Origin of the sequence: Streptomyces harbinensis (assembly GCF_900116145.1) — a bacterium.
Lineage (GTDB): Bacteria > Actinomycetota > Actinomycetes > Streptomycetales > Streptomycetaceae > Streptomyces > Streptomyces carpaticus.
Map to the genome: position 1 here is coordinate 179,641 of NZ_FPAB01000005.1, position 22,603 is coordinate 202,243.

Annotated in this window: 22 protein-coding genes; 8 read left to right on the forward strand and 14 right to left on the reverse strand. The window is 74.8% G+C overall.

Translation table 11 applies throughout. The features are described from left to right. From BM385_RS15780 to BM385_RS15815, 7 genes are all read right to left on the reverse strand, one after another. Positions 1–660, reverse strand: coding sequence for a DUF6758 family protein (locus tag BM385_RS15780; protein WP_026047618.1), 660 nt, complete (start codon positions 658–660; stop codon positions 1–3). A 43-nt stretch (positions 661–703) separates the two neighbouring features. Beyond that, positions 704–1,288 carry a suppressor of fused domain protein gene (locus tag BM385_RS15785; protein ID WP_019434910.1) on the reverse strand — a complete coding sequence of 195 codons (585 nt, stop codon included), beginning with the start codon at positions 1,286–1,288 and terminating at the stop codon, positions 704–706. Between the two features lie 10 nt (positions 1,289–1,298). Beyond that, positions 1,299–2,264 carry a DMT family transporter gene (locus BM385_RS15790; protein WP_093843418.1) on the reverse strand — a complete coding sequence of 322 codons (966 nt, stop codon included), beginning with the start codon at positions 2,262–2,264 and terminating at the stop codon, positions 1,299–1,301. A gap of 20 nt (positions 2,265–2,284) precedes the next feature. Next, positions 2,285–2,578: a hypothetical protein gene (locus tag BM385_RS15795; RefSeq protein WP_019434912.1), complete on the reverse strand. Its 294-nt coding sequence runs from the start codon at positions 2,576–2,578 to the stop codon at positions 2,285–2,287. 118 nt (positions 2,579–2,696) lie between these two features. Next, complete coding sequence (locus BM385_RS15800) at positions 2,697–2,924, reverse strand: DUF3107 domain-containing protein (RefSeq protein WP_019434913.1); 228 nt, start codon at positions 2,922–2,924, stop codon at positions 2,697–2,699. Between the two features lie 361 nt (positions 2,925–3,285). Further along, positions 3,286–3,924 (reverse strand): TetR/AcrR family transcriptional regulator, encoded by a 639-nt coding sequence (locus BM385_RS15810; protein ID WP_019434914.1) that lies wholly within the window; start codon positions 3,922–3,924, stop codon positions 3,286–3,288. Positions 3,925–4,067: 143 nt separating this feature from the next. Beyond that, a complete protein-coding gene (locus BM385_RS15815; RefSeq protein WP_093843419.1) occupies positions 4,068–4,328 on the reverse strand; it encodes a hypothetical protein in 261 nt (86 codons plus the stop codon). A gap of 112 nt (positions 4,329–4,440) precedes the next feature. Here BM385_RS15815 and BM385_RS15820 point away from each other — a divergent pair, with 112 nt between their 5' ends. From BM385_RS15820 to moeZ, 6 genes are all read left to right on the forward strand, one after another. Next, positions 4,441–5,487: an alpha/beta fold hydrolase gene (locus BM385_RS15820; RefSeq protein ID WP_093843420.1), complete on the forward strand. Its 1,047-nt coding sequence runs from the start codon at positions 4,441–4,443 to the stop codon at positions 5,485–5,487. An 8-nt stretch (positions 5,488–5,495) separates the two neighbouring features. Continuing rightward, positions 5,496–6,707: a DUF3152 domain-containing protein gene (locus BM385_RS15825; protein WP_093843421.1), complete on the forward strand. Its 1,212-nt coding sequence runs from the start codon at positions 5,496–5,498 to the stop codon at positions 6,705–6,707. Positions 6,708–6,843: 136 nt separating this feature from the next. After that, positions 6,844–8,619 carry a DUF3492 domain-containing protein gene (locus BM385_RS15830; RefSeq protein ID WP_093843422.1) on the forward strand — a complete coding sequence of 592 codons (1,776 nt, stop codon included), beginning with the start codon at positions 6,844–6,846 and terminating at the stop codon, positions 8,617–8,619. Continuing rightward, a complete protein-coding gene (locus BM385_RS15835) occupies positions 8,616–9,596 on the forward strand; it encodes a hypothetical protein (RefSeq protein WP_093843423.1) in 981 nt (326 codons plus the stop codon). The genes BM385_RS15830 and BM385_RS15835 overlap by 4 nt, the downstream gene beginning before the upstream one ends. Positions 9,597–9,720: 124 nt before the next feature. Next, the gene (locus tag BM385_RS15840; RefSeq protein ID WP_019434920.1) at positions 9,721–10,677 is read left to right on the forward strand and encodes an NAD-dependent epimerase/dehydratase family protein; all 957 of its coding nucleotides are present in this window, start codon (positions 9,721–9,723) and stop codon (positions 10,675–10,677) included. Between the two features lie 111 nt (positions 10,678–10,788). Next, the gene (gene moeZ, locus BM385_RS15845; protein WP_019434921.1) at positions 10,789–11,967 is read left to right on the forward strand and encodes an adenylyltransferase/sulfurtransferase MoeZ; all 1,179 of its coding nucleotides are present in this window, start codon (positions 10,789–10,791) and stop codon (positions 11,965–11,967) included. A 58-nt stretch (positions 11,968–12,025) separates the two neighbouring features. On the opposite strand, the gene BM385_RS15850 is transcribed toward moeZ, so the two are convergent. Together BM385_RS15850 and BM385_RS15855 are read right to left on the reverse strand one after the other, a co-directional pair. Next, positions 12,026–13,582 (reverse strand): alpha/beta hydrolase, encoded by a 1,557-nt coding sequence (locus BM385_RS15850; protein WP_246337942.1) that lies wholly within the window; start codon positions 13,580–13,582, stop codon positions 12,026–12,028. A 37-nt stretch (positions 13,583–13,619) separates the two neighbouring features. Continuing rightward, a complete protein-coding gene (locus BM385_RS15855; protein ID WP_093843424.1) occupies positions 13,620–14,522 on the reverse strand; it encodes a LysR family transcriptional regulator ArgP in 903 nt (300 codons plus the stop codon). 40 nt (positions 14,523–14,562) lie between these two features. Between BM385_RS15855 and BM385_RS15860 the strand changes: the two genes are divergently transcribed. Beyond that, positions 14,563–15,219 (forward strand): LysE/ArgO family amino acid transporter, encoded by a 657-nt coding sequence (locus BM385_RS15860; protein ID WP_276034467.1) that lies wholly within the window; start codon positions 14,563–14,565, stop codon positions 15,217–15,219. Positions 15,220–15,253: 34 nt separating this feature from the next. Here the strand turns inward: BM385_RS15860 and BM385_RS15865 are convergent, their stop codons facing one another. From BM385_RS15865 to BM385_RS15885, 5 genes are all read right to left on the reverse strand, one after another. Continuing rightward, positions 15,254–16,861, reverse strand: coding sequence for an alpha/beta hydrolase (locus BM385_RS15865; protein WP_093843425.1), 1,608 nt, complete (start codon positions 16,859–16,861; stop codon positions 15,254–15,256). Between the two features lie 83 nt (positions 16,862–16,944). Further along, the gene (locus BM385_RS15870) at positions 16,945–17,739 is read right to left on the reverse strand and encodes an ABC transporter permease (protein ID WP_093843426.1); all 795 of its coding nucleotides are present in this window, start codon (positions 17,737–17,739) and stop codon (positions 16,945–16,947) included. Further along, positions 17,736–18,500 carry a molybdate ABC transporter substrate-binding protein gene (gene modA / locus BM385_RS15875; RefSeq protein ID WP_093843427.1) on the reverse strand — a complete coding sequence of 255 codons (765 nt, stop codon included), beginning with the start codon at positions 18,498–18,500 and terminating at the stop codon, positions 17,736–17,738. The genes BM385_RS15870 and modA overlap by 4 nt, the downstream gene beginning before the upstream one ends. Then, positions 18,497–18,904 (reverse strand): TOBE domain-containing protein, encoded by a 408-nt coding sequence (locus tag BM385_RS15880; RefSeq protein ID WP_019434928.1) that lies wholly within the window; start codon positions 18,902–18,904, stop codon positions 18,497–18,499. Before BM385_RS15880 ends, modA begins: the two co-directional genes overlap by 4 nt. Positions 18,905–19,061: 157 nt before the next feature. Then, positions 19,062–21,890, reverse strand: a complete 2,829-nt coding sequence (locus BM385_RS15885) for a lysylphosphatidylglycerol synthase transmembrane domain-containing protein (protein WP_093843428.1) — start codon at positions 21,888–21,890, stop codon at positions 19,062–19,064. A gap of 185 nt (positions 21,891–22,075) precedes the next feature. Between BM385_RS15885 and BM385_RS15890 the strand changes: the two genes are divergently transcribed. Beyond that, positions 22,076–22,438 (forward strand): MGMT family protein, encoded by a 363-nt coding sequence (locus BM385_RS15890; protein WP_078576274.1) that lies wholly within the window; start codon positions 22,076–22,078, stop codon positions 22,436–22,438. The last annotated feature ends 165 nt before the right edge of the window (positions 22,439–22,603 follow it).

Genomic DNA, 22,603 nt, shown 5'->3' on the forward strand with positions numbered 1-22,603 from the left:
CTACTCACCGCCCGGGACGGGCCGGGTCAGGATCCGGGGGGAGAGGGCGCCGCAGGGCAGCAGGTCGAACTCGGAGCCGGCGTCCCGCAGATCGGTCAGCAGCAGCTCGTCGTAGAGCAGCACCCCCGACGCCTGCGGCCACACCACCGCCCACAGCCAGATCCCCATCGCCTCCCCGGCGAACACCGCGCGGTCCGCGGGGGCGTCGGTGACCTGCCACAGCGGGGTGGGGCGCCCGGCCGCCAGCATCTTGACCTGCGGCGGGGCCTCCGTCGCGAGGTGAGGACCCGGGTCAGGACCGGCCACCCCCGCGTACCGGGCGCCCAGCCCCACGCCCAGCTCCTCGGCTATCAGCAGCAGATCGCAGGCGCCGCCCAGCGGCCCCGGACCCGAGCACGCGATCACCGAGGCCCGTCCCCCGCTGCGCTCGTCACCGGCGGCGGCCACGCCGGTGAACAGCCAGCCCACCGGCAGCGGCCACGGCATCCACACGGGCACCTCGGTGCGGCCCACCACCACCGAGAGCGCGTCCACGCTGGGCGGGATGATGGGCTGGAGCGGATGGACGGCGCCGTGGGCCGAGCACTGCCAGGAGTCGGAGAAGAGCCCGGGAGCGCGCACCTTGCTCCCGCACTTCGGGCAACTGAATTCGCCCCTCATGTCACCCAACGGTCCCCGTGTCGCACGAATCCGTCAAGAAGCGTCACCCGGACAGGGGTACGGCGGAGCGGTCCGGGTCGCGCAGATCGGTGCCGTGTGCCAGCCAGGCGGCCCGCAGGGCCTCCGGGCCGCGGGCGCGCTGCCAGGCGGTCTCGGCCGGGGTCATGGGCAGCAGCGGGAAGAACCGCACCGGGTCGCAGGGGCCGGGCAGCGGCAGGTCCGGCACCAGGCCGCCGCTCTCGGCGACCAGGACGGCGCTGAACGGGGCGCCGGGCCACAGCGGCTCGCCGAGGTCGAGACAGGCGTCGGGACGTACCACCAGGCCCTCGACCTGCGGCGCGGCGGCGAGCACCGCCAGCGGGCGCAGCACCCGGTCGGTGGCCGGGTGGCCGGCGTGCACGGTGAGCAGCAGCTCGGCGCGCGGGCCGCGCAGCGGGTCGGCGACGGCGGCGGTGGGGTCGGTCATGGGGGAGGCGGACATGCCGAGCGTGGCGTACCGCACCAGCGGGGCGTCCGGGTCGCGGAAGCGCAGCACCTCGATCCGGTCGGCGCCGAGGAAGGTGACAGCCGCGCGGGCGTCGATCTCGCCGAGGGCCGAGACGAGAGCGGACTCGGTGTGCTGGAGCATGGGGGTGAGCTTAAGGGCTGGGCGCGGCGCGGCCGTTCTCCGCCCGGATGACGAGCGCGAGCCCGGCGAGGATCACGGCGAGCGCGGGGTAGGCGGCCGGTTCGGGGCGCTGGCCGAGCCAGACGGCGGCGATGAGGGCCGCGCCGGGGGTCTCCAGCAGGATGGCGGTGGAGGTCACCGACGGGCCCAGGCTGGTGACCACCCGGCTCATCAGGGAGTGGCCGAGCAGCTGGGCGGTGACGGTCAGCAGCAGCAGTTTCAGCCAGGTCTCGGCCGAGTACCCGGCGAGCGAGGCGCCGCCGATCAGGCACACGGGCAGCAGCAGCGCGGCGGTGGTGGTGTAGCAGACGAAGGTGTACGCGGTGGTGCTGGTGGTGCGGCGCACCTCGGCGCCGATCAGTACGTACACGGCCGCCGCGATGCCGCCGCCGAGGGCGAGGGCGTCGCCGGCCAGGGCCCGGGCGGAGACGGTCAGATCGACGCCGGTGAGCAGCAGTGCGCCGGTGAAGGCGATGCCGACGCCGGTCCACACGGCGGCCGGGGGGCGGTGGCCGCGCAGCCGCAGCAGCAGGATGGTCCAGATCGGGGTGGTGGTGACCAGGGCGACGGAGGAGGCCACCGAGGTCAGCTCCAGGCTGGGCAGCCACAGCGCGAAGTGCGCGGCGAGGACGGCGCCGGCCAGGGCGGACAGGACGAGGTTGCGGCGGCCCATGCGGCGCACCTCGCGGCGCAGCGGGCCGCGCAGCAGGACGGCGGGGGCCAGGGCGGCGGCTGCCGCGGCGTTCCGCCAGAAGGCGATGGCCAGGGCGGGGGCGGCGATGGCGGTGATCAGCGGCCCGGACAGCGAGATACCGGCGACGGCGACGGCCAGCAGCGCGATGTCGAGGCGGGGGGCCGTGGCGAGGCCGGTGCCGGTCCCGGTGGCCCCGGTGGGGGTCGTGGCGGGGGCGCCGGCGCGCGTACCGGTGGCGGGCATTCCCCCACTGTAAGCCCCGATCAGCTGGTGGGTGCTGACGGTCCGGGGAGCGGACGGGCGGGGGCGGCGCCCGACTCCGGGCGGGCGAGCAGCGAGACCAGGACCGCGGCGACCACCGCGGCGGTGGCCAGCCCCGGCAGCGCGGCACCCGGGCCGAACACGGCACGGCTCAGGCCCCAGCCCACCAGGCCTGCCACCGCACCGGTGGCCAGGGTGAGCGCGCGGTGCGGGAAGTCCCGGCGCGGCAGCCGCCCGGTCGCCAGGGCGGCGACCGCGAGCCCGGTCATCATCGACAACAGCGTCAGCACGATCACACCCCGCTCCTACCACCGGCGACGGACGGCGAAACGGCGGCCCGGGAGTTCACCGGACCGCCGTTTGCGCTGTTCAGCGTGTGTTCACCGCACCGTCACCAGGACCGGCCGGAGTGCGTCACAGGGCGCCGAAGCCCACCCGGCGCACCGCGGGCTGGCCGATCTCCACGTACGCGATCCGGTCTGCCGGGACCAGGATCTTGCGGCCGTTCTCATCGGTCAGGCTCAGGAGCTTGCTGTCCCCGGAGAGCGCCTCGGCGACCGCGGTTTCCACCTCCTTGGCAGACTGCCCGCTTTCGAGGCTGATCTCGCGCGGCGTGTGCTGAACGCCGATCTTGATCTCCACGGCTTGTCCCTCCGCTGGTCACTGACGTGCTGTCGTGCTGTCGTGCGCGATGGTCCGCGCCGCAGGCATACCCGCACAGCGTATCCGGGCGCCAACGGAGCCGGATCGCGGCGGGCAACGCCCTCAGCGAACAGCCCCCCGGCCCCGGGAACGGTGGCCCGGCTCAGGCCGTGTCTTTCGGATCTTCGCGGGGCCGCGCCGCCAGCGGATGGGGGTACCTCCCAGGCCCTCAAGGGCCTGGGGGAACCTCGCTGCGTTGTCGCATCTCGCGAGTACGACCCGGTACGAGCGAGATCCTCCGCCTTGCGATGCACCGCATCTGACGCCGCGGCCTGATCCACGAAGATCCAAAAGACACGGCCTAGGACGCGGGCGGGTTCTGCATCGGGAAGCCCGCGATGCCCCGCCACGCCAGCGCCCCGATCAGCGACTTCGCCACCTCGCGCGGCACCGGCTGCCCGGAGCTGAGCCAGTGCCGGGCGGTCACCTGCGCCATTCCGCACAGGCTCACCGCCAGCAGCATCGACTCCTCCTCCGGCAGGTCGGTGTCCTCGGCGATCACCGCGCCGACCAGCTTGGCGCAGTCCAGCGACACCTGGTCCACCCGCTCGCGCACCTGCGGCTCGTTGGTCAGATCCGACTCGAAGACCAGCCGGAACGCGCCGCCCTCGTGCTCCACGTAGTCGAAGTAGGCGTTCATGGTGGCCGCCACCCGCGCCTTGTTGTCCTGGGTGGAGGCGAGCGCCTGCCGCACCGAGCGCAGCAGCGCCTCGCAGTGCTGGTCGAGCAGCGCCAGATAGAGATCGAGCTTGCCCGGGAAGTGCTGGTACAGCACCGGCTTGCTCACCCCGGCGCGGTCGGCGATGTCGTCCATGGCCGCCGCGTGGTAGCCCTGCGCGACGAACACCTCCTGGGCCGCCCCCAGCAGCTGGTTGCGGCGGGCCCGGCGCGGCAGGCGGGTGCCGCGGGGCCGAGCCTCGGTCTGCTCGATGGCGCTCACGCCGCCTCCCGGTGAGTGGTCCGTGTCGGTCGGACCGGCCGGCAGGACCGGTCCCGACTGGCCATCGTACGTTCGGGGCATCGGGCCCCGCCCACGTCCGCCGGAGGATTTCACCTGGTGGACATCGCGCCCGCGGTGCGTGCTCAGGGCGGGTACTCCTCGTCACCCGGGTCCACCACGCGGGCCTGCTCCGCCGCGTCCGCCGGGTCCACCTCGTCCCCCTCACGGTCGGTGAGCGGGGTGTCACGGTGCTGGAGCAGCTCCAGCCGCTGCTCGGCGGCGTCCGCCTCCGGCGCCTCGGGGTCGGGCGACGCGCGCCCGCGCCCGTAGGCGTCGCTCTCCTCCTCGTCCAGCTCCGCCAGGTACTCGTCGAGCCCGCCGGGCTCGCGTGGATCCGCACTCATCACGCCTCACCTCCCGGACGACCGGTTGGGCGTTTCCCAGCGTAGGAGCCGATGGCGGTGATGGCGAACGGGGGCGGCGGGCGTCCACGATGCGGACTCGTAATATTGCGCCATGCCATCCACCGAAGAGCCCCGGACGCGGAACGCTTCGGAGCCGCCCGGACAGCCGCCGCCGTCCGCGCCCGCGCCGTGGCCGCCGGATCTGGGCACCGACGTCTCGATGGAACTGCGGGACGGGGAGACCTCGGCGTTCCTCGCCCTCCCCGCCTCTCCCACCGGCGCCGGCATGACCCTGGCGCTGCGCGGGCGGGCCGGGGACCGGGCCGGGCTGGAGCCCGCCGTCTTCGTGCACGGGCTGGGCGGCTCCTCCCGCAACTGGTCCGCGCTGATGGCGCGGGTGGACGGCGACGTGGACTGCCTGGCCGTGGACCTGCCGGGGCACGGTGCCTCGCCGCCCCCGGCCGACGGCGACTACTCGCTGTACACGCACACCCGGGCCGTCATCCGGGCGGTGGCGGCCGGCGGGCGCGGGCCCGTCCACCTGGTGGGCCAGTCGCTCGGCGGGGCCGTCGCCACCCGGGTCGCCGCGCTCCGCCCCGACCTGGTGCGCACCCTCACCCTCATCTCCCCGGCGCTGCCGGAGGTGCGGGTCCCGCGCACGGCGCTGCCCACCGCGCTGCTCGCCGCGCCCGGGGTCGCGCATCTGCTGCGCCGGCTGGCCCGCGATCTGCCGCCGGCCAGCCGCGCCCGGGATGTGCTGGCCCTCACCTACGGCGATCCGGACCGGATAGCACCGGAGGAACTGGCCGCCGCCGTCGCCGAGTTCGAGCGGCGCCAGGCCCTGCCGTACTTCTGGCAGTCGCTGAGCCGCAGTGCGCGCGGACTCGTCAACGCCTATACGCTGGGCGGGCAGCAGTCGCTGTGGAAGCATGCGGAACGGGTGCTGGCGCCCACTCTGCTGGTGTACGGGGGCCGGGACAAGCTGGTGTCGGCCCGCTCGGCGCGCCGGGCGGAACAGACCTTCCCCGACGCCCGGTTCGTCCTGCTTCCGGACGCGGGGCACGTGGCCATGATGGAGTATCCGGGCGTGGTGGCGGATGTGTTCCGGGAATTTCTGGCCGAGACCGCGGCCACCCCTGACGAAGACGGCCACCACTGAGGAGCCGCATGGACCGCCATGACGCCGCCGGTACCGCCCCCGCACCCTCCGGGGGGCCGGGCGGGTCAGGCGCGCCGAGGCAGGAGTACATCGACGCCTTCAGCGAGGAGCAGTACGGGCGCCCGCTGTCCGTCCCGGGGCCCCGCCGTCCCGGGGCCGAGGGCGGGGCGGGCGAGCCGTCCGGGGAGGCGCCGGGCCCCGGGCCCGGCGGCGGAGCGGAACCGGAGCCAGAGCCGGAGCGGGAGCCCGCGGCGGCGGAGACCGGGGCGGCGCGGGAGCCGGAGCCCGCTCCCCGGACGGCCCGTCCGGAGCCGGGCGCCGGGCGGCACCGCGCGGCGCGCCGGCGGGCGGCGCGGCGCGGCGGCTGGGGCCGTACGGTCACCGGGGCCGCCGCCGCTGCCGTGACCGCCGTGCTGACCGTGGTGGTCGCCGGTGAGACGGACGGCCCGGCGGCCATGAGCGGGGGCGGGGCGGGCGACAACCGCCCGCACCTGGGCCAGCAGGACCTGCCGCCGCGGGAGACGGCGGCGGACGGTGCGACCGACACCGCTCCGGACCAGGACCGGGACCGGGAGCCGGACCCGGAACCCACCTACGACGAACTCATGGACAGCCGCTTCCCGCTCGACCCGGACCTGACGGGCGGCGGCGAACTGGTCCCGGTCGGCGGCAGCGAACCGGCCGCCGACCCCGACGCGGTGACCCTGCTGCGCTACCGGGTGGACGTGGAGGCGGGCATCGGCCTGGACGCGGAGCTGTTCGCGGAGGCCGTGCACCGCACCCTCAGCGACCCGCGCAGCTGGGGCAACAACGGGGAACGCGGCTTCGCCCGGGTCTCCTCCGGCGACTACGACTTCGTGATCACGCTCGCCTCACCCGGCACCACGGCCGAATGGTGCGACAAGTCGGGTCTTGACATCCGGCAGACCAACGTCTCCTGCGACTCGGCCAGCACCGAGCGCGTCATGATCAACGCCTGGCGCTGGGCGCAGGGCGCCGAGACCTACGGCGACGACATGCACGCGTACCGGCAGATGCTGATCAACCACGAGGTCGGGCACCGGATCGGCTACGGCCATGTGGGCTGTTCGGCCGAGGGGGCCCTGGCCCCGGTGATGATGCAGCAGACCAAATTCCTCACCTGGACCAATGGGCTGACCTGCCGTCCCAACCCCTGGCCGCACCCGGAGAACGACGCCGGGTCCGCGCCTAACGACTGAACTCCGTCCAAAGTCACGTTTCTTCACCCCTTCTGGTGGTGTGGCGGACAACCGTCCGTCGTGGCCTGCTCCTGCGGACATACCGTCTTCCCGCTGATGTCCAACCGAGTCCCAGGCATCCAGGGGAGGTGCGCCGGTGCGTATCGCGCTGCTCACGGAGGGCGGATACCCCTTCGCGCAGGGCGAGTCCGTCGTGTGGTGCGATCAACTGCTGCGCGGACTGGCCAGGCACGAGTTCGAGATCTGCGCGCTCAGTCGCGGACGGAGCCAGAGTTCGGGCCCCTGGCGGGAGCTGCCGCCGAACGTGCGCCGGGTGCGCACCGCCCCGCTGTGGGGTCAGCCGCCGCGCTCCGGCGGCACCGGGCGCCCCGCACGCCGGCTGGGGCGCCGCTACGCCGAGCACTTCGCCGAGCTGACCGCCGCCCTGTGCTGGGGCGAGACGGCGGCACCGGACCGGGCCGCCGCCCAGGCGGACCGTTTCGCCGCCGGGCTGTACGGCATGGCCGGAACGGCCGTCGAGTTCGGCGGGCTGAGCGGCTGGCTGCGCTCGGACGAGGCGGTCCGGGTGCTGGAGTCCGCCTGCCGGGCGCCCGGCGCGCCGCGCGCCGTGCACGCCGCGCAGGTACCGGATCTGCTGGCGGTCGCCGAGCGCCTGGAGCGGGCGCTGCGCCCGCTGTCGCTGGACTGGTACGGCTCCGGCCCCGACGGTGACGAAGGGCTCGCGGCGGTCGATCTGTGCCACGCGGTGGGCGGTGGCCCCGCCGCGCTGCCCGGTCTGCTCGCCCGGCACTTCTTCGACACCCCGCTGCTGATCACCGAGTACGGGGTCCGGTTGCGGGAGCACTATCTGAGCAGTGCGGCGAGCGCCGCGCGCGCCGCCCACGCGCTGCCGCCCTCGGCCGCGGGCGCCCCGGTGCGCGCCCTGCTGGCGTCCTTCCAGGCCCGGCTGGCCCGCGAGGCGTACGCCAGGGCCACGCTCATCACCCCGGGCAACACCCATGTGCGCCGCTGGCAGGAGCGCTGCGGCGCCGACCGGGACCGGCTGCGTACCGTCTACCCGGGCCTGGACGCACGGCCGTTCCTCGCGGTGGGGGAGGGCGAGACCGAGCGCGCGGCGCGCCGGGGCACGGCGCGCACGGCGCCGCCCGCGCCGCCGACCCTGGTCTGGGTGGGGCGGGCCGCGCCCGCCAAGGACCTGGTGGGGCTGCTGCACGCGTTCGCCGAGGTGCGCCGGGCGGAGCCCGCCGCGCGGCTGCGGATCGTGAGCGGCGCGCCGGGCGACGCCGGCTATCTGGCGCACTGCCGGACGATGGCGGCCCAGCTGTTCCCCGCCGAGTCGGCCGACCCGTACGCCGAGGGCGTCAGCCCCGTCTCGTTCGAGGAGATCGGCGGCCCCGAACTGCCCACGCTGGCCGACGCGTACGCCGCGGGGAGCGTGTTCGTGCTCTCCAGCGCGGTGGAGGGCTTCCCGGTGACGCTGATCGAGGCGATGTTCAGCGGGCGGGTGGCGGTGTGCACCGAGGTGGGATCGGTGTGCGAGGTGATCGGCGGGACGGGCCTGGTGGTGCCGCCGCGCAACCCGCGGGCCCTGGCCGACGCCTGCGTGGCGCTGCTGCGGGACCCGGCGCGCCGGGCCCGGCTGGGCGCGGCGGCGCGCGCCCGGGCGCTGGAACTGTTCACGATCGAGCGGAACGTGGCGGCGTTCGACCGGATCTATCTGGAGATGATCTCGACCGGTCCGGTGCGCCGCTCGGCAGCCGCACCGCCCGGTGACCCGGACGTCCCGTTCGCCTGCCCCGCCGAGAGCTTTCTGACCGCCCCGGTACCGGCGGCCCCGCCCGGCTGGGCCATACCGGCCCTCGGCGCGCTCACCGAACCCGGTCACGGCACGGGCCCCGGTGATCCCGCGTGAGGGCGCCGGCCGACCCCGTACGGGTGCTGATGCACCGGCACCGCGAGCTGTGCGAACGGGCCACCGACCCGCTGGAGATCGCCGCCGCGCTGGAGGCGCACGGCGTCACCGACAGCACCGCGGCCCGGTTCCGGCACCGCGATGTGTTCTCCCTGGCAGAGGAGCTGTATGCCCGCACCCCACGCTCCGGGGAGGCGGCCGAGGGGCCCGCCCGCCCTCACGGCACCCCCCCGGCGCGCGCCCCGCTCGCGCCGCCCGGGACCGCCCGGCACCGGGCCCCCGCGCGCCGCCGCCGGTTACCCCGCCGGCTGCTGACCCCGCTTCCCGCCGCGCTGGTCTCGGCGGGCATGGCGGTCCCCGGTCCGCTCCAGGCCGCGCTCACCGCGGCGGCCGTGCTGGCCGGCGGCGTGCTGCTGTACCGGCCGGGCCGCGCGCGGCTGGCGGCGCTGTGCGCCCTCCCCCTGGTCGCCCTGCTCTGGTACCGGGCCGGCCCCGGCGCGCTGCTGCCGCCCGCGGTCGCGGTCGTCCCGGCCGTGTGGTGCCGCGACTGGTTCGCGGCCCGCTCCCGGCGCCGGCTGGCCGGCAGCCGCAGCCTGCGGGAGTTCGCGGGCGGAGCACGGGCCCTGCTGGCCGGATCGCTGCTGCTGTTCACCGCCGGGCTCGCCGCCACCCAGGCCGCCCTGTGGCCGCTGCTTCCCCCGGCGGCGGCCGGCTGGGCCGTGACCGCGCAGACCACGGCCCTGGGCGTGCTCCTCTTCGAGTCCGTCCTGCTGGCCGCGCACGGCTTCCACCGCGCGGCGGCAGCCGGCCCCGCGGTGGCGGGCGCCCTCCATCTGCTGCTCGTCGCGCTGCCGGGCGCCCCGCCCGCGCTGCACGCCGCGGCCAGTGGCGCGACGGCGGCCGTCCTGCTCGTCCCGGCCTCCCGCGCCCTCGCGGGAGCCTTCGCCCATCACGGTCCGCCCCCACGCACGCACTGACGGCGGCCCGCGCAGTCCCCCCATCCCCCCCGACCCCACGCATGACGCGACGCAAGAGGAGCCAACCCCCCATGACCCACCCACCCCATCCCCCCGTCCGCACCGGCCGACGGGAGGAAGACCGATGAGAGTCCTGCTGCTGGGCGCCGGCGGCTACGTCGGCCGGTTCGTCGCCGAACGGCTCCTCGCCGACCCCGCCGTCCACCTCACCGCGCTGGGCCGCGGCGACGAGGCCGATGTGCGTTTCGACCTCGCCACCGGCAGCCCCGGTGCCCTCACCCGGTTCCTGGACGCGGTCCACCCGGGCGTGGTGATCAACTGCGCCGGCGCCATCCGGGGCACCGCCAGCGAGCTGACCCGGCAGAACACCGTTGCCACCGCCACCGTGTGCGAGGCGGTACGGCGCAGCAGCTGCCGCTCGCGGCTGGTGCACGTGGGCTGCGCGGCCGAGTACGGGCCGTCCCAGCCGGGTTCGTCGATCGCCGAGGACGCGCTGGCGCGGCCCGGCGGCCCGTACGGGGTGAGCAAGCTGGCCGCCACCGAACTCGTCCTGGGCTCCGGTCTTGACGCGATCGTGCTGCGGGTGTTCTCCCCGACCGGGCCCGGTACGCCGGCGGGTTCGCCGCTGGGCCGGCTCGCCGACTCGCTGCGGCGCGCCATGCAGCACGGCGACAGCGAGCTGAAGCTGACCGGGCTCGGGGTGCAGCGGGACTTCGTGGACGTCCGCGACATCGCCAGGGCCGTGCACGCGGCGACCCTGTCGGCGGCGCAGGGCGTGGTCAACATCGGCACCGGGCACGCGGTCCGGCTGCGCGAGGCGGCCACCGCGCTGGCCCGGATCTCCGGTTACGCCGGGGCGCTGCACGAACTGGACGCCCCGCTGGGCCCGCCCCCGCCGCGCGGCCCCGAGCCGTCCGGGCTGCCCGCCCCGCCGCCGCAGCCCGTGCCGTACCCCGACGGCTGCGGCGCCTGGCAGCAGGCGGACGTGCGCACGGCGCGCGACCGGCTGGGCTGGCGGGCCCGGATCGGCCTGGAGGAATCGCTGGCCGACATCTGGATGGAGGCGGCCTGCCGCCTGTAGGACGGCCTTCCGGGACGGGCGTCTCAGGAGTCAGGACGCCCGTCTCGGAATGCGCCACCGCGTGGCACTGTTGTACGGAGAACGTCTGTCCCTTTGACCATCGGAGTCCCCGTGTCGCTGCCACCCCTGGTCGAGCCGGCTGCCGAGCTCACCGTCGACGAGGTCCGCAGGTACTCCCGCCATCTGATCATCCCGGATGTGGGGATGGCGGGACAGAAACGGCTGAAGAACGCCAAGGTGCTCGCGGTGGGCGCCGGCGGGCTCGGCTCGCCCGCGCTGATGTATCTGGCGGCGGCGGGCGTCGGCACGCTCGGCATCGTCGAGTTCGACGAGGTCGACGAGTCCAACCTCCAGCGGCAGATCATCCACAGCCAGGCCGACATCGGCCGTCCCAAGGCCGTCTCGGCCAAGGAGACGGTGCAGGGCATCAACCCGTACGTCCAGGTCAACATCCACGACGAGCGCCTCGACTCGTCCAATGTGATGGAACTGTTCAGCCAGTACGACCTCATCGTCGACGGCACGGACAACTTCGCCACCCGCTATCTGGTCAACGACGCGTGCGTGCTGCTCAACAAGCCGTACGTCTGGGGCTCCATCTACCGCTTCGACGGCCAGGCGTCGGTCTTCTGGTCCGAGCACGGCCCGTGCTACCGCTGCCTGTACCCCGAGCCGCCGCCGCCGGGCATGGTGCCCTCCTGCGCCGAGGGCGGCGTGCTGGGCGTGCTGTGCGCGTCCGTCGGCTCGATCCAGGTCACCGAGGCGATCAAGCTGCTGACGGGGACGGGCGATCCGCTGGTGGGGCGGCTGATGGTCTACGACGCCCTGGAGATGACCTACCGGCAGGTCAAGGTGCGCAAGGACCCCGACTGCGCGGTGTGCGGGGAGAACCCGACGGTCACCGAGCTGATCGACTACGAGGCGTTCTGCGGGGTCGTCTCGGACGAGGCGCAGGCCGCCGCGCAGGACTCCACGATCACTCCGAAGCAGCTCAAGGAGTGGATCGACGCGGACGAGAAGATCGAGATCATCGACGTCCGGGAGCCCAACGAGTACGAGATCGTGTCCATCCCGGGCGCGAAGCTGATCCCGAAGAACGAGTTCCTGATGGGCACCGCGCTCCAGACGCTGCCGCAGGACCGGCGGATCGTCCTGCACTGCAAGACGGGTGTCCGCAGTGCGGAAGTGCTGGCGGTGCTGAAGAACGCCGGCTTCGCGGACGCCGTGCACGTGGGCGGCGGCGTCATCGGCTGGGTGCACCAGATCGAGCCCGCCAAGCCCGTCTACTGACGGCCGGCGGTGCGGTGTGCGGCCGGGGCCCGGACGGGTCCCGGCCGCTCGCGTGTTCTCACGGGCACACCGTGCCGTCCTCGGGCGTGGCGCCGGCCAGCAACTGGGCGTGGACGGCGGCGGTGACGCACGGATCGCCCGAGGCGTACGCGCCGTGGCCCTCCCCGTCGTACGTCAGCAGGACGCCGACCCCCGGCCCGAGCGCGTCCCGCATCCGTTCGGCCCCGGCATACGGGGTGGCCGGGTCGCCGGTGGTCGCCAGCAGCAGGACGGGGCGGGCGCCCTCGGCGCGTACCTCGGGCCGGTCGCGCTCGCCGGTGACGGGCCAGCCCTCGCAGGCGAGCAGGCCCCAGGCGAAGTGCTCCCCGAAGACGGGTGAGATCTCCCGGAAGGCGTCCAGCTGCCCGAGGACGTCGTCGACCGTGGGGCGGGAGGCGAAGTCGGCGCAGTTGACGGCGCGGTTGGCGGCGTGCAGGTTGCGGTAGCCGCCGTCGGCGGCCCGGCCGTTGTACTGCTCGGCGGCGGCCAGCAGCAGATCGCCCCGGCCCTCGTCGAGGGCCTGCCGCAGCGCGCGGGTGAGGAACCCCCAGGACTGCGGGGAGTACAGCGTGGACATGACGCCGGTGAAGGCGAGCGACTGGGTGAGCCGGCGCGGCCCCGAGGTGGGCAGGGGCGCCCCGCGCAGCCGCTCCAGCAACCGCTCGATGTCGGCGGCGGTGGGGCAGCCGGCCGGATCGCCGCAGCCGGCCAGGTAGTTGCCGAGCGCCAGCTCGAACCCCTCGGTCTGGAGCAGCGCGCGTTCGACGACATCCCGGGTCGGGTCCACGACGGCGTCCAGGACGGTACGTCCCACCCGCCGCGGGAAGAGGTGCGCGTACACGGCGCCGAGCTTGGTGCCGTAGGAGGCGCCGTAGTAGTGCAACTGGGCGTCGCCGAGCGCCCGGCGCAGCAGATCCAGGTCCCGGGCGGCGTCGACGGTGCGCAGATGCGGCAGCAGGTCCCCGGCGGCGGCCGCGCAGTCGGCGCCGAGCTCCCGGACGGCGGCGGCCCGTTCCTCGCCCTCGGCGCGGGTGCGCGGGACCCCGGGGTCCTCCTGCCCGTCCGCGTCCAGGGCGGCGCCGTCGCGGCAGACGACGGGGGAACTGGCGCCCACCCCGCGCGGGTCGAAGGAGACCAGGTCGAAGCCCTGGCGCAGCGGCTCGTAGGTGCGGACGACGCGGGGGAGGGCGGCGACTCCGGAGCCGCCGGGGCCGCCGAAGTTGAAGACCAGTGAGCCGATCCGGCCGGCGCCCGGCTCGGCGGGGATCCGGATCAGGGCGAGGCGCAGTGTTTCCCCGTCCGGCCGCGCGTAGTCGAGCGGAACGGTCAGCTCGCCGCACTCCCACTCCGCGCCCGGCGCCTCGCCGGCGCCCTGCTCGGTGGTGGGGGCGCCGCAGGGGCCCCAGGCGATCTCCTGCCCGGTCAGCGCGGCGGGCAACTCCGGCCCGGCGGCGGCCGGTGGGGAGCCGGCGGCGTCCCCGGCGCCGGGTATCGGCGCGTCGCCGTCGGCGGGCGCGGCGGTGCAGCCGGCCGCCAGCAGACACATCCCGGCCAGGGCCCCGACTGCGCGCCGCACCGAACCACCTCCCCGGGGAGGCTACCCGGGCGGCCTGTCATGGCTGGTACAGGGAGGTGGCGGCGGCGTCGGCCACCGTCCGGGCGACCAGGGCCAGCGGGGGGACGTCCAGCTTCCATTGCTGCCAGTACAGCGGGACGTCCAGCCGCTCGCCCGGCGCGAGCAGGGCCAGAGCACCGGCCCGCAGCAGCGGCGTGGCCTGCGGTTCCGGGACCAGGCCCCAGCCGAGGCCGGCGGCGATCGCGTCCCGGAAGCCCTCGGAGGTGGGGACGTGGTGCCGCAGGGCGGCGGCGCCGTGCGCGCCGGCGGTGAGGGCGCGGACGAACCGGTCCTGGAGGGCGTCGCGCCGGTCGAAGACGATCACCGGCGCGTCCGGCAGCCGCGCGGCGAGCGGCCCGCCCGCCAGCAGCCGCCCGGCGAACCCGGGCGCGGCCACCGGCAGATAGCGGACCCGGCCCAGCGGGCGCACCAGGCAGCCCGCCACCGGCTCGGCGGACGAGGTGACCGCCGCCATCACCTGGCCCTCGCGCAGCAGGGTGGCGGTGTGGGCCTCGTCCTCGTGGTACAGGTCGAAGCAGATCGGCGGGTCCTGGGGCACCCGGGTGAGGGCGGGCAGGAACCAGGTGGCGAGCGAGTCCGCGTTCACCGCGATCGGCAGCCGGGCCGCCCCGGCGCCCGCCGCGATCCCCAGCTCCTCGCGCGCGTCGCGCTCCAGCGCGGCCAGCCGGCGCGCGAAACGCACCACCACCTGCCCGGACTCGGTGGGCCGCACCGGCTTCGTCCGCATCAGCAGGACGCGCCCGGTGTGCTGCTCCAGGGTCTTGATCCGCTGGCTGACGGCGGAGGGCGTGATGTGCAGGGCGGTGGCCGCCGCGTCGAACGTGCCCTCGTCGACGACGGCGAGGAGGGTGCGTACCTGGTCGACCGGCAGATCCATCATCACGATTCCTTACGATAGCTAAGAAACTTTAGCTGTACTCATGACAGCGGCGTCCTTAGCGTCGTACCTCGTGAACAGCGCCATCGCCCCCACCGCCCTCGCCGGATTCGGCACCGGGCTCTCCCTCATCGTCGCCATCGGCGCGCAGAACGCCTTCGTCCTGCGGCAGGGCGCCCGCGGACAGGCGGTGCTCGCGGTGGTCGCCATCTGCGCGCTGTCGGACGCCGTGCTCATCGCCCTCGGCGTGGCCGGACTCGGCGCGCTGGTCACCGCCTGGCCGCCCGCCCTCACCGCGATCGGACTCGCCGGCGGCGCCTTCCTGCTCTGCTACGGCGCCCTCGCCGCCCGCCGCGCCCTGCGTCCCGCCGGCGAACAGGCGCTGTCCACCGAGGGCACCACGGCGGGCTCGGTCCGTACCGCCGTCCTCACCTGCCTGGCCATGACCTGGCTCAACCCGCACGTCTACCTGGACACCGTGCTGCTCCTCGGCTCGGTCGCCGCCGAACGGGGCTCGCTGCGCTGGGTCTTCGGCGCCGGCGCGATGCTGGCCAGCCTGGTGTGGTTCACCGCGCTCGGCTACGGCGCCCGGCGGCTGGGCGCCGTGCTCACCCGCCCCGGCGCCTGGCGGATCCTCGACGGCCTGGTCGCCGCCACGATGCTCACCCTCGGCGGCATGCTGCTGGCCCGCACGTTCTGAACCCGGCGCCGTGGCCGCCGGCCGGCTAGCGCGTTCAGGAGCAGGTTTTGCCGTCCTCGGGGACCTTGCCGTCCAGGAGGTAGGCGTTCACCGTGTCCTGGACGCAGCTGTTGCCGCTGTTGTACGCGCCGTGGCCCTCGCCCTCGTAGGTGAGTTCCACCGCCTTGTCCTCGCCCAGCGCCTCGCGCATGTTCGTGGTGCCCGCGTACGGCGTGGCCGGGTCGCCGGTGGTGCCGATCAGCAGGATCGTCGCGTCGGTCGTGGTGCTGACGTCCGGGTGGGCCTGGGCCCCGGTCACCGGCCAGTCGGTGCAGCTCAGCAGGGACCAGGCCATGCCGGGGCCGAAGACCGGGGAGGCGTCGGTGAACTCGGGCAGCGCGTTGTGCACGTCCGCGATCTCGTAGCGCTGGTCGGTGTCGGCGCAGTTGATCGCCACCAGGGAGGACTGGAGGGTGGAGTACGTCCCGTCCGGGTTGCGGCCGTTCATGGAGTCGCCGAGGGTGAGCAGGATGGTGCCGTCCGGGTCCTCCTCGGCCATCGCCTCCTCCAGGCCCTGGGTGAGGAAGGGCCAGAAGTCCTCCGAGTACAGCGACTGGGCGATGCCGCTCCAGGCGAGCGATTCGGTGAGAGGCCGACCGTCCGGGTCCTGGGTGGGGAGCGGAGTGGAGCGCAGGCCGTCCAGGAAGTCGTTCAGTTTCCGCTCGCCCTCATCCGGGGAGCCGCCCAGCGGGCAGTCCTCGCTCTGCGCGCAGCTCTCCATGTAGGCGGTGAGGGCCTGCTGGAAGCCCTCGGCCTGGGCGAGCGCGCCCTGCCGGGCGTCGGCGGTCGGGTCCACGACCGCGTCCAGGGCGGCGCGGCCGACCCGCTGCGGGAAGAGGTGCGCGTACACGCCGCCCAGCTGGGTGCCGTACGAGATGCCGAAGTAGTGCAGCTTGTCGTCGCCGAGCACGTGCCGCATCAGGTCCATGTCGCGGGCGGTGTTGACGGTGGTGAGGTGGGGGAGGAGCGGGCCCGCCGCGGATTCGCAGGCGGCGGCGAAGGAACGCAGCCGGGTGAGGTGGTCCTGTTCGCCGGCCTCGTCGGTGGGGACCAGGTTCTCGGCGAAGTAGGAGTCGAGCTGGGTGCCGTTCAGGCACACCAGGCCGTCGCTGGCGCCGACGCCGCGCGGGTCGAAGCTCACCAGGTCGTAGCGCCCCGCCAGTTCGGTGTAGTCGCTGCCGAACGCCGGGAGCGTCGCCACCCCGGAGCCGCCCGGGCCGCCGAAGTTGAACAGCAGCGAGCCGATGCGCTCGTCGTCGCCCGCCGTGCTGCGGGCCCGGATCAGCGCGAGGTCGAGGGTGTCGCCGCCGGGGTCGGAGTAGTCGACGGGGGCCTTCATGGTGGCGCACTCCCAGGTCGCGCCGTCCGGCAGCGGGGAGGGGGAGCCGCCGGTGTCGCCCTGTTCGGAGTCGGGGGCCGGGCAGGCCGACCAGTCGGGTTGCTGGCCGGTCAGCTCTTCGGGCAGCTGGTCGGTCGCCACCGGGCCGCTCGCCGAGGGCGACTCCGTCTCCGCGACGGTTTCGGGGCCACCGCCCGCCGTACAGCCCGCCGCCGGCAGCAGCGCCAGGACGGAGAGGACGGCGGTCAGGCGGGCACGGTACATCGACGGCTCCGATCGGTCGGGGACGCTCATCTTCCGGCCCGGCCCACGGGCGCCGCACGTGCTGGGGCGCAAGCGGGTGACCCTCAGCGCCCGCCCCCGCCCACCGGGAGCCACCGGCCGCGCAGCGCGGTGAGGATGGTGGCGGCCACCGCGAGCAGCAGCAGGGAGAGCGCGGTCGCCCCGGCCGGGTCGTTCTGGAGCAGCAGATAGACCTGGAGCGGCAGCGTCTGGGTGGTGCCCGGCAGGTTCCCGGCGAAGGTGATCGTGGCGCCGAACTCGCCCAGGGCCCGCGCCCAGGCCAGCGCCGCCCCCGCCACCAGCGCGGGCCGCGCCATGGGGAGCGTCACCAGCCACAGGATGCGCAGCGGTCCCGCGCCCATGGTGGCGGCGGCCTCCTCGTACAGCGGGTCGATGCCGGCGAGCGCGCCCTCCAGGCTGATGACCAGGAACGGCATGGCGACGAACGCGGCGGCGACCACCGCGCCCGCCGTGCTGAACGGCAGGCTGACGCCCACCGACGCCAGCCAGTCGCCGAGCAGTCCGCGCCGGCCGAAGCCCTGGAGCAGCGCCACCCCGGCCACGGTGGGCGGCAGCACCATGGGGAGCAGGACGAGCGAGCGGATCAGGGGTTTGCCGGGTACGCGGGCGCGCGCCAGCAGCCAGGCGAGCGGGATGCCGAGGAGCAGCGAGATCAGCAGCGCCCACCCCGAGACCACCAGGGAGAGCCGCAGGGCTTCGGTGACGGCCGGGTCGGTGAGCCGGCCGGCCAGGGAGGACCAGGGCGCCCGGGTGACGATGCCCAGCAGCGGGACGAGGAGGAACGCGATGGCCCCGGCGGCCGGGAGCAGCAGGGTCAGCGGTACGGTGCGGCGTTTCACGGGGCGGCGAAGCCGGCGTCGGTCAGCAGTTCTTGGGCGGGTGCGCTGCCGAGCCAGGCCACGAAGGCGGCGGCCTCGTCGGGGTGCGCGGTGCTGTTGAGGACGGCGGCGGGGTACTCGGCGACGACGTTCTGTCCGGCCGGGATGGGGAAGGTGTCCACCGCGTCGCCCGCGGAGGCGGCGTCGGTGGCGTACACCAGGCCGGCGTCGGCCTCCGCCAGCCGTACCTTGCTGAGGACGGCGCGGACGTTCGGCTCCTGGGAGACGGGGGTGACGGTGACGCCGGCCCGGTCCAGGATCTCCTCGCCGTAGCGGCCGGCCGGGACCTCGGGGGCGGCCAGCACGAGGCGGAGCCCGTCCCGGCCGAGGCCGGCCAGGTCGGTGACGCCGGCGGGGTTGCCGGGCGGGGTGACGATGACGAGTGCGTTGCGGGCGATGACGGCGGGCGCGCCGTGGTCGCCGGTCTCGGCGCGCACCGCCTCCATGGTGGCGGTGTCGGCGGTGACCAGCGCGTCGGCGGGGGCGCCCTGGTTGATCTGGGCGGCGAGCTCCTGGGAGCCGGCGAAGGAGAACCGGACGGTGACGCCGTCGTGTTCGTCCTCGAAGAGCGCGCCGGCCTCGGTGAAGACGTCGGTGAGGGAGGCGGCGGCCAGGACGGTCAGTTCGGTGGTGGCGCGGTCGCCGTCGCCGTCGGTGGCGCAGCCGGCCAGCAGGACGGTGGCGGACAGCGCCGCCGCGCAGCCGAGCAGCCGGGTCTTCACTGGTCGTTCCCCCGGTCGATGTGCACGCTGGTGGCCTTGACCCGGGCGGTGGCCTCCATGCCGACGGCGAGGCCGAGTTCTTCGACGGCCTCCCGGGTGACCAGGGAGACCAGCCGGTGCGGTCCGGCCTGGATCTCCACCTGGGCGGCGATGTCGCCGAGTTTGACGGCGGTGATGATGCCGGGGAAGGCGTTGCGGGTGCTGGTGTACGCCTCGCCCGCGTCGTCGTCCGCCCCTTCGGCGGCGAGGGTCACGGCGAAGGCCGCGAGGTCGGCGCCCGCGACGATCCGCTTGCCGGCCTCGTCCCGCCGGGTCGGCAGCCGGCCTGCGTCCGCCCAGCGGCGGACGGTGTCGGGGCTGACCCCGAGCAGCCGGGCGGCGCGGCCGATCGTGTAGGAACGCATGCGCGGCACGTTAGGCCGGATGGGGTAGCAGATGCAAGGCCGTGCAGGGGTTTTGGTGGGTGTCTGCGGCCCGTGGGTCAGGTGGTGGGATGTTCGGGGAGCAGCACGATGCCCGGGCGCGGCACGCACCGCGCCCGGGCAGGGAAAGGCCCGTGGCCTACAGGGCTTCCTTCCGGGTCAGATGGGTGAACGCCAGCCAGCCCGGCAGCACCGGCAGCCAGAACGTCATCAGCCGGAACAGCAGCACCGCCGCCAGCGCCGGATTCGTCGGGGCGCCGAACGCCGCCAGCGCGCCCGTCAGCGCCAGCTCCACCGCGCCGATGCCGCCCGGGGTGGGTGCCGCCGAGCCCAGCGCGTTGCCCGCCAGGAACACCACCGCGACCGTCGGGTAGCTCATCTCCACCCCGAACGCCTGGAGCGAGGCGTCCAGGCACAGCACGAACGCCATCGTCATCAGCAGCATCCCGCCGATGCCGCTGAGCAGCTTCTTCGGCTCCTGCACCACGTCCAGCATGCGCGGTACGACCCCGGCGAACAGCGACTGCACCCGCTCCGAGATCGTCTTGCGCAGCGCCGGCACCGCCGCCACGATCAGCGCCAGTACCGCCACCGTCAGCAGCCCGGCGATGACCGTCCGGGACGGCGACAGGTTCGGGGTGTGCTCGGTGCCGGTCAGATAGCCGAAGGTCAGCAGCAGCGTGATGTGGCTGCCCAGACCGAAGAGCTGGGACGCGCCCACACTGGCCACCGCGTGCCCCGGCCGCAGCCCCTGCCGTTGCAGATACCGGGTGTTCAGCGCGACGCCGCCGATCGCGGCGGGCGCCACCAGCTTCACGAACGAACCCGCCACCTGGGCCACCACGGTGCGCAGATACGGCACCTTCTCCGGCACGAAGCCGAGCAGGCTCACGGCGGCGGAGAAGTAGGTCAGCGCCGAGAAGCAGGCCGCCGCGATCACCCACCACCAGTTGGCGTTGTCGATGACCTGGTCGATCTTCAGCTCGGCCAGCTGCGTGATGAGGAAGTAGCCGGCGAAGGCGGCGGCGATGAAGGAGACGAGGGTACGGGGCCGCACCCGCTCCATCCGGGCCGGCTCTATGGCGGCCTCGGGCCGTACCCGCAGCACCTGCTGCCGGATCAGGGAGAGCAGGTCGGGCTCCTTGGAGTCCTCCAGGGCCTGCTCCATGACCTGCTTCTCGGCCTGCTTGGCCGCCTTGACCGTCTTGCGGTCGGCGTCCTCGGGCAGCGTGCCGCGCGCCTCGCGGTAGGCGCGTACGGCGTCGAGGACGGCCTGCCGCTCCCGGGCCGCCCGCTCCTTGCCGAGCTGGCGCAGCGTGGTGCGCGTGGTGCGGGACATCGCGATCGGCTGGAGCATCGGCAGGCTGTCGGCCACCGCGTCCGGGCCGAGGACGGCGACGGCCGAGGCCACCGCCCGTTCGGCGCCGACCCGCAGGCCGAAGGTCGTCAGCAACTGCGCGACGTCCATCCGCAGCGGGATGTCGCCGGCCGCGATCTCCCCGCCGCGCAGATTCGTCAGATACACCTGGCCGGCCCGGTCCACGAGCAGCGAGTGCCCGTCCAGCCGGCGGTGCGCGATGCGCCGCGACTGGAGCGCCACCACCTGCTGCCAGGACGCCGCCATCAGGTCGTCGGTGATCTCGTCCGCCGGGACGGACTCCAGCGACCGGCCGCCGATGTGCTCGTACACGAGCATCACGGCGTCCGGGCCGAGTTCGGAGGTGGCGATCAGCTTGGGGGCGTGGGCGCCGGCGGCGATCGCCGCGTACGCCAGAAGTGCCTCCTGCTCCAGCGCCTGCCGCAGCGAGGGCAGGCTGCGGCGCTGGGTGATGCCGCGCACCGTCAGCCGGCGCCAGGCGCGGTAGAAGAAGCCCTGCGCCTGCTGGGCGCGGTCCACCACCGTGATGTCCAGCGGTGGACCGGTCTCCAGGGTGACGAGATAGCGCCGGGTGAGCTGCCCCGCCTCGCTGTCGCCCGACTCGGCGGCCTCCGACCCGGGCGGTTCCTCGGTGCGCAGCGCGCTCACCGGGCGGAAGCCGACGTTGCGCAGCCCGGCCAGCAGTTGCTGGCCGGTGGGGCGGACGTTCGGGGTGCCGACCGCGTACAGCGTGCCGTAGGCGATGGTCCAGCCGATGAGGACGGTGACCAGGATGGAGAAGAGCGTGGTGTAGCCGGCCACGAGCACCGAGACCGCGTCCAGCACCAGCACCGCGATCATGATCAGCCGCCAGCGCGGGCGGTGGGTCATGCCCACGGCGGTGGCGTAGGCGATGACGGGCGCGAGGTAGCCGTGCACCGGATCGGTCAGCCCCACCCCGGACGGGGCGTCGCGGGTGAGGGCGTTCTGCACGGACTCCGGTGCCACCCGGGCCACCCACAGGCTGAAGGACAGCGAGACGCCGTGCGCGAGCACGGCGGCCAGCACGCCGTCCGCGATGCGCAGTCCGTCGCGCTTGATGAGGCGTTCGACGGCGAAGGCGACCGGGACGATGAGGACGGCGACGGAGGACGCGAACCCCGCGAAGGAGATGAGCAGCGGCGGGGCGCCGTCCGCGCTGTTGTTGATGTCGGTCTCGATGCCCTCGGTGGTGCCCACGGCGAAGGTCGCGGTCAGCAGCACCAGGGCGATGCCGAGCAGCCCGAACAGGGAACGGATCAGATCGCCGGGGCGGTGCACGCGCGCGGCGAGGATCGGCTCGTCGATCTCCAGCCGGTCGGCCAGGGACACCGGCTCCGGCGCGGACTCCTGGCCCGGGCCGGGGGGTACGGGCGCGGCCCCGGCGGGCTCGGTGGCGCGGCCGGACTCCGCCGGCCCCGGCGTCACCGACGGCGCGGCTGGCGGCCGGTCGCGCGCCTCCTCGGCCAGCCGCTTGGCCTCCTGCCGCCGCCGGCTGTTCGCCCGGCGGGCCGCCTTGGCGCGCTTGCCACTCCTGGGGGGCTGCCGTACGGCCGGTGACTGTCCGTTCATGCCACTCATGGCGTCGTACAGCCCCTCCCCCTCGTCATGCCCCGGCGCCCGCCCCGCCCGGAGTCGCTCCGCCTCTTCTTCGCCCCGTATCACTGGCCGTTTCCTCGGTCTTCGTCACTGTGACGATAGTGGCACGAGTGACGGCCGGCCGGGGACTGTCCGTGACATACGGCACCATGGGCGCCATGACCAGCACCCCGCACCGGCTCCCGGACTATGCCGACCGGGTGCTCACCGCCGCCGAACGCATCCCGCCCGGCCGGGTGATGACGTACGGCGACATCGCCGCGCTCCTCGGCAGCGGCGGCCCCCGGCAGGTCGGCCGCGCGATGGCGCTGTACGGCGGCGCCGTCCCCTGGTGGCGTGTGGTGCGCGCCGACGGCCGGCCGCTGCCGGGCCACGAGAGCCGCGCGCTGGAGCACTACCGCGCCGAGGGCACCCCGCTGCGCCACGGCGCCGCCGGCGTGCCGCGCGTGGACATGGCACGCGCCCGCTGGACGGCGGAGGGCGAGGCCCCCGGGGACGGCGGGCCCCGGAAAACACGCTGAAGGCAGGAGACGGAGACGGCTCACAAGCACCAGCTTCCGTCATCCGGGCCGCCGGCGGTATGCCCGGCGCCCTCCGTACGGGGGACCGCACAGAAGGTGCGGGCCACCCCACGCCCGTGGTGCGCGCCGCGGCGTGCCCCGGGGTTCCCGTGCGGGCGGGTCACC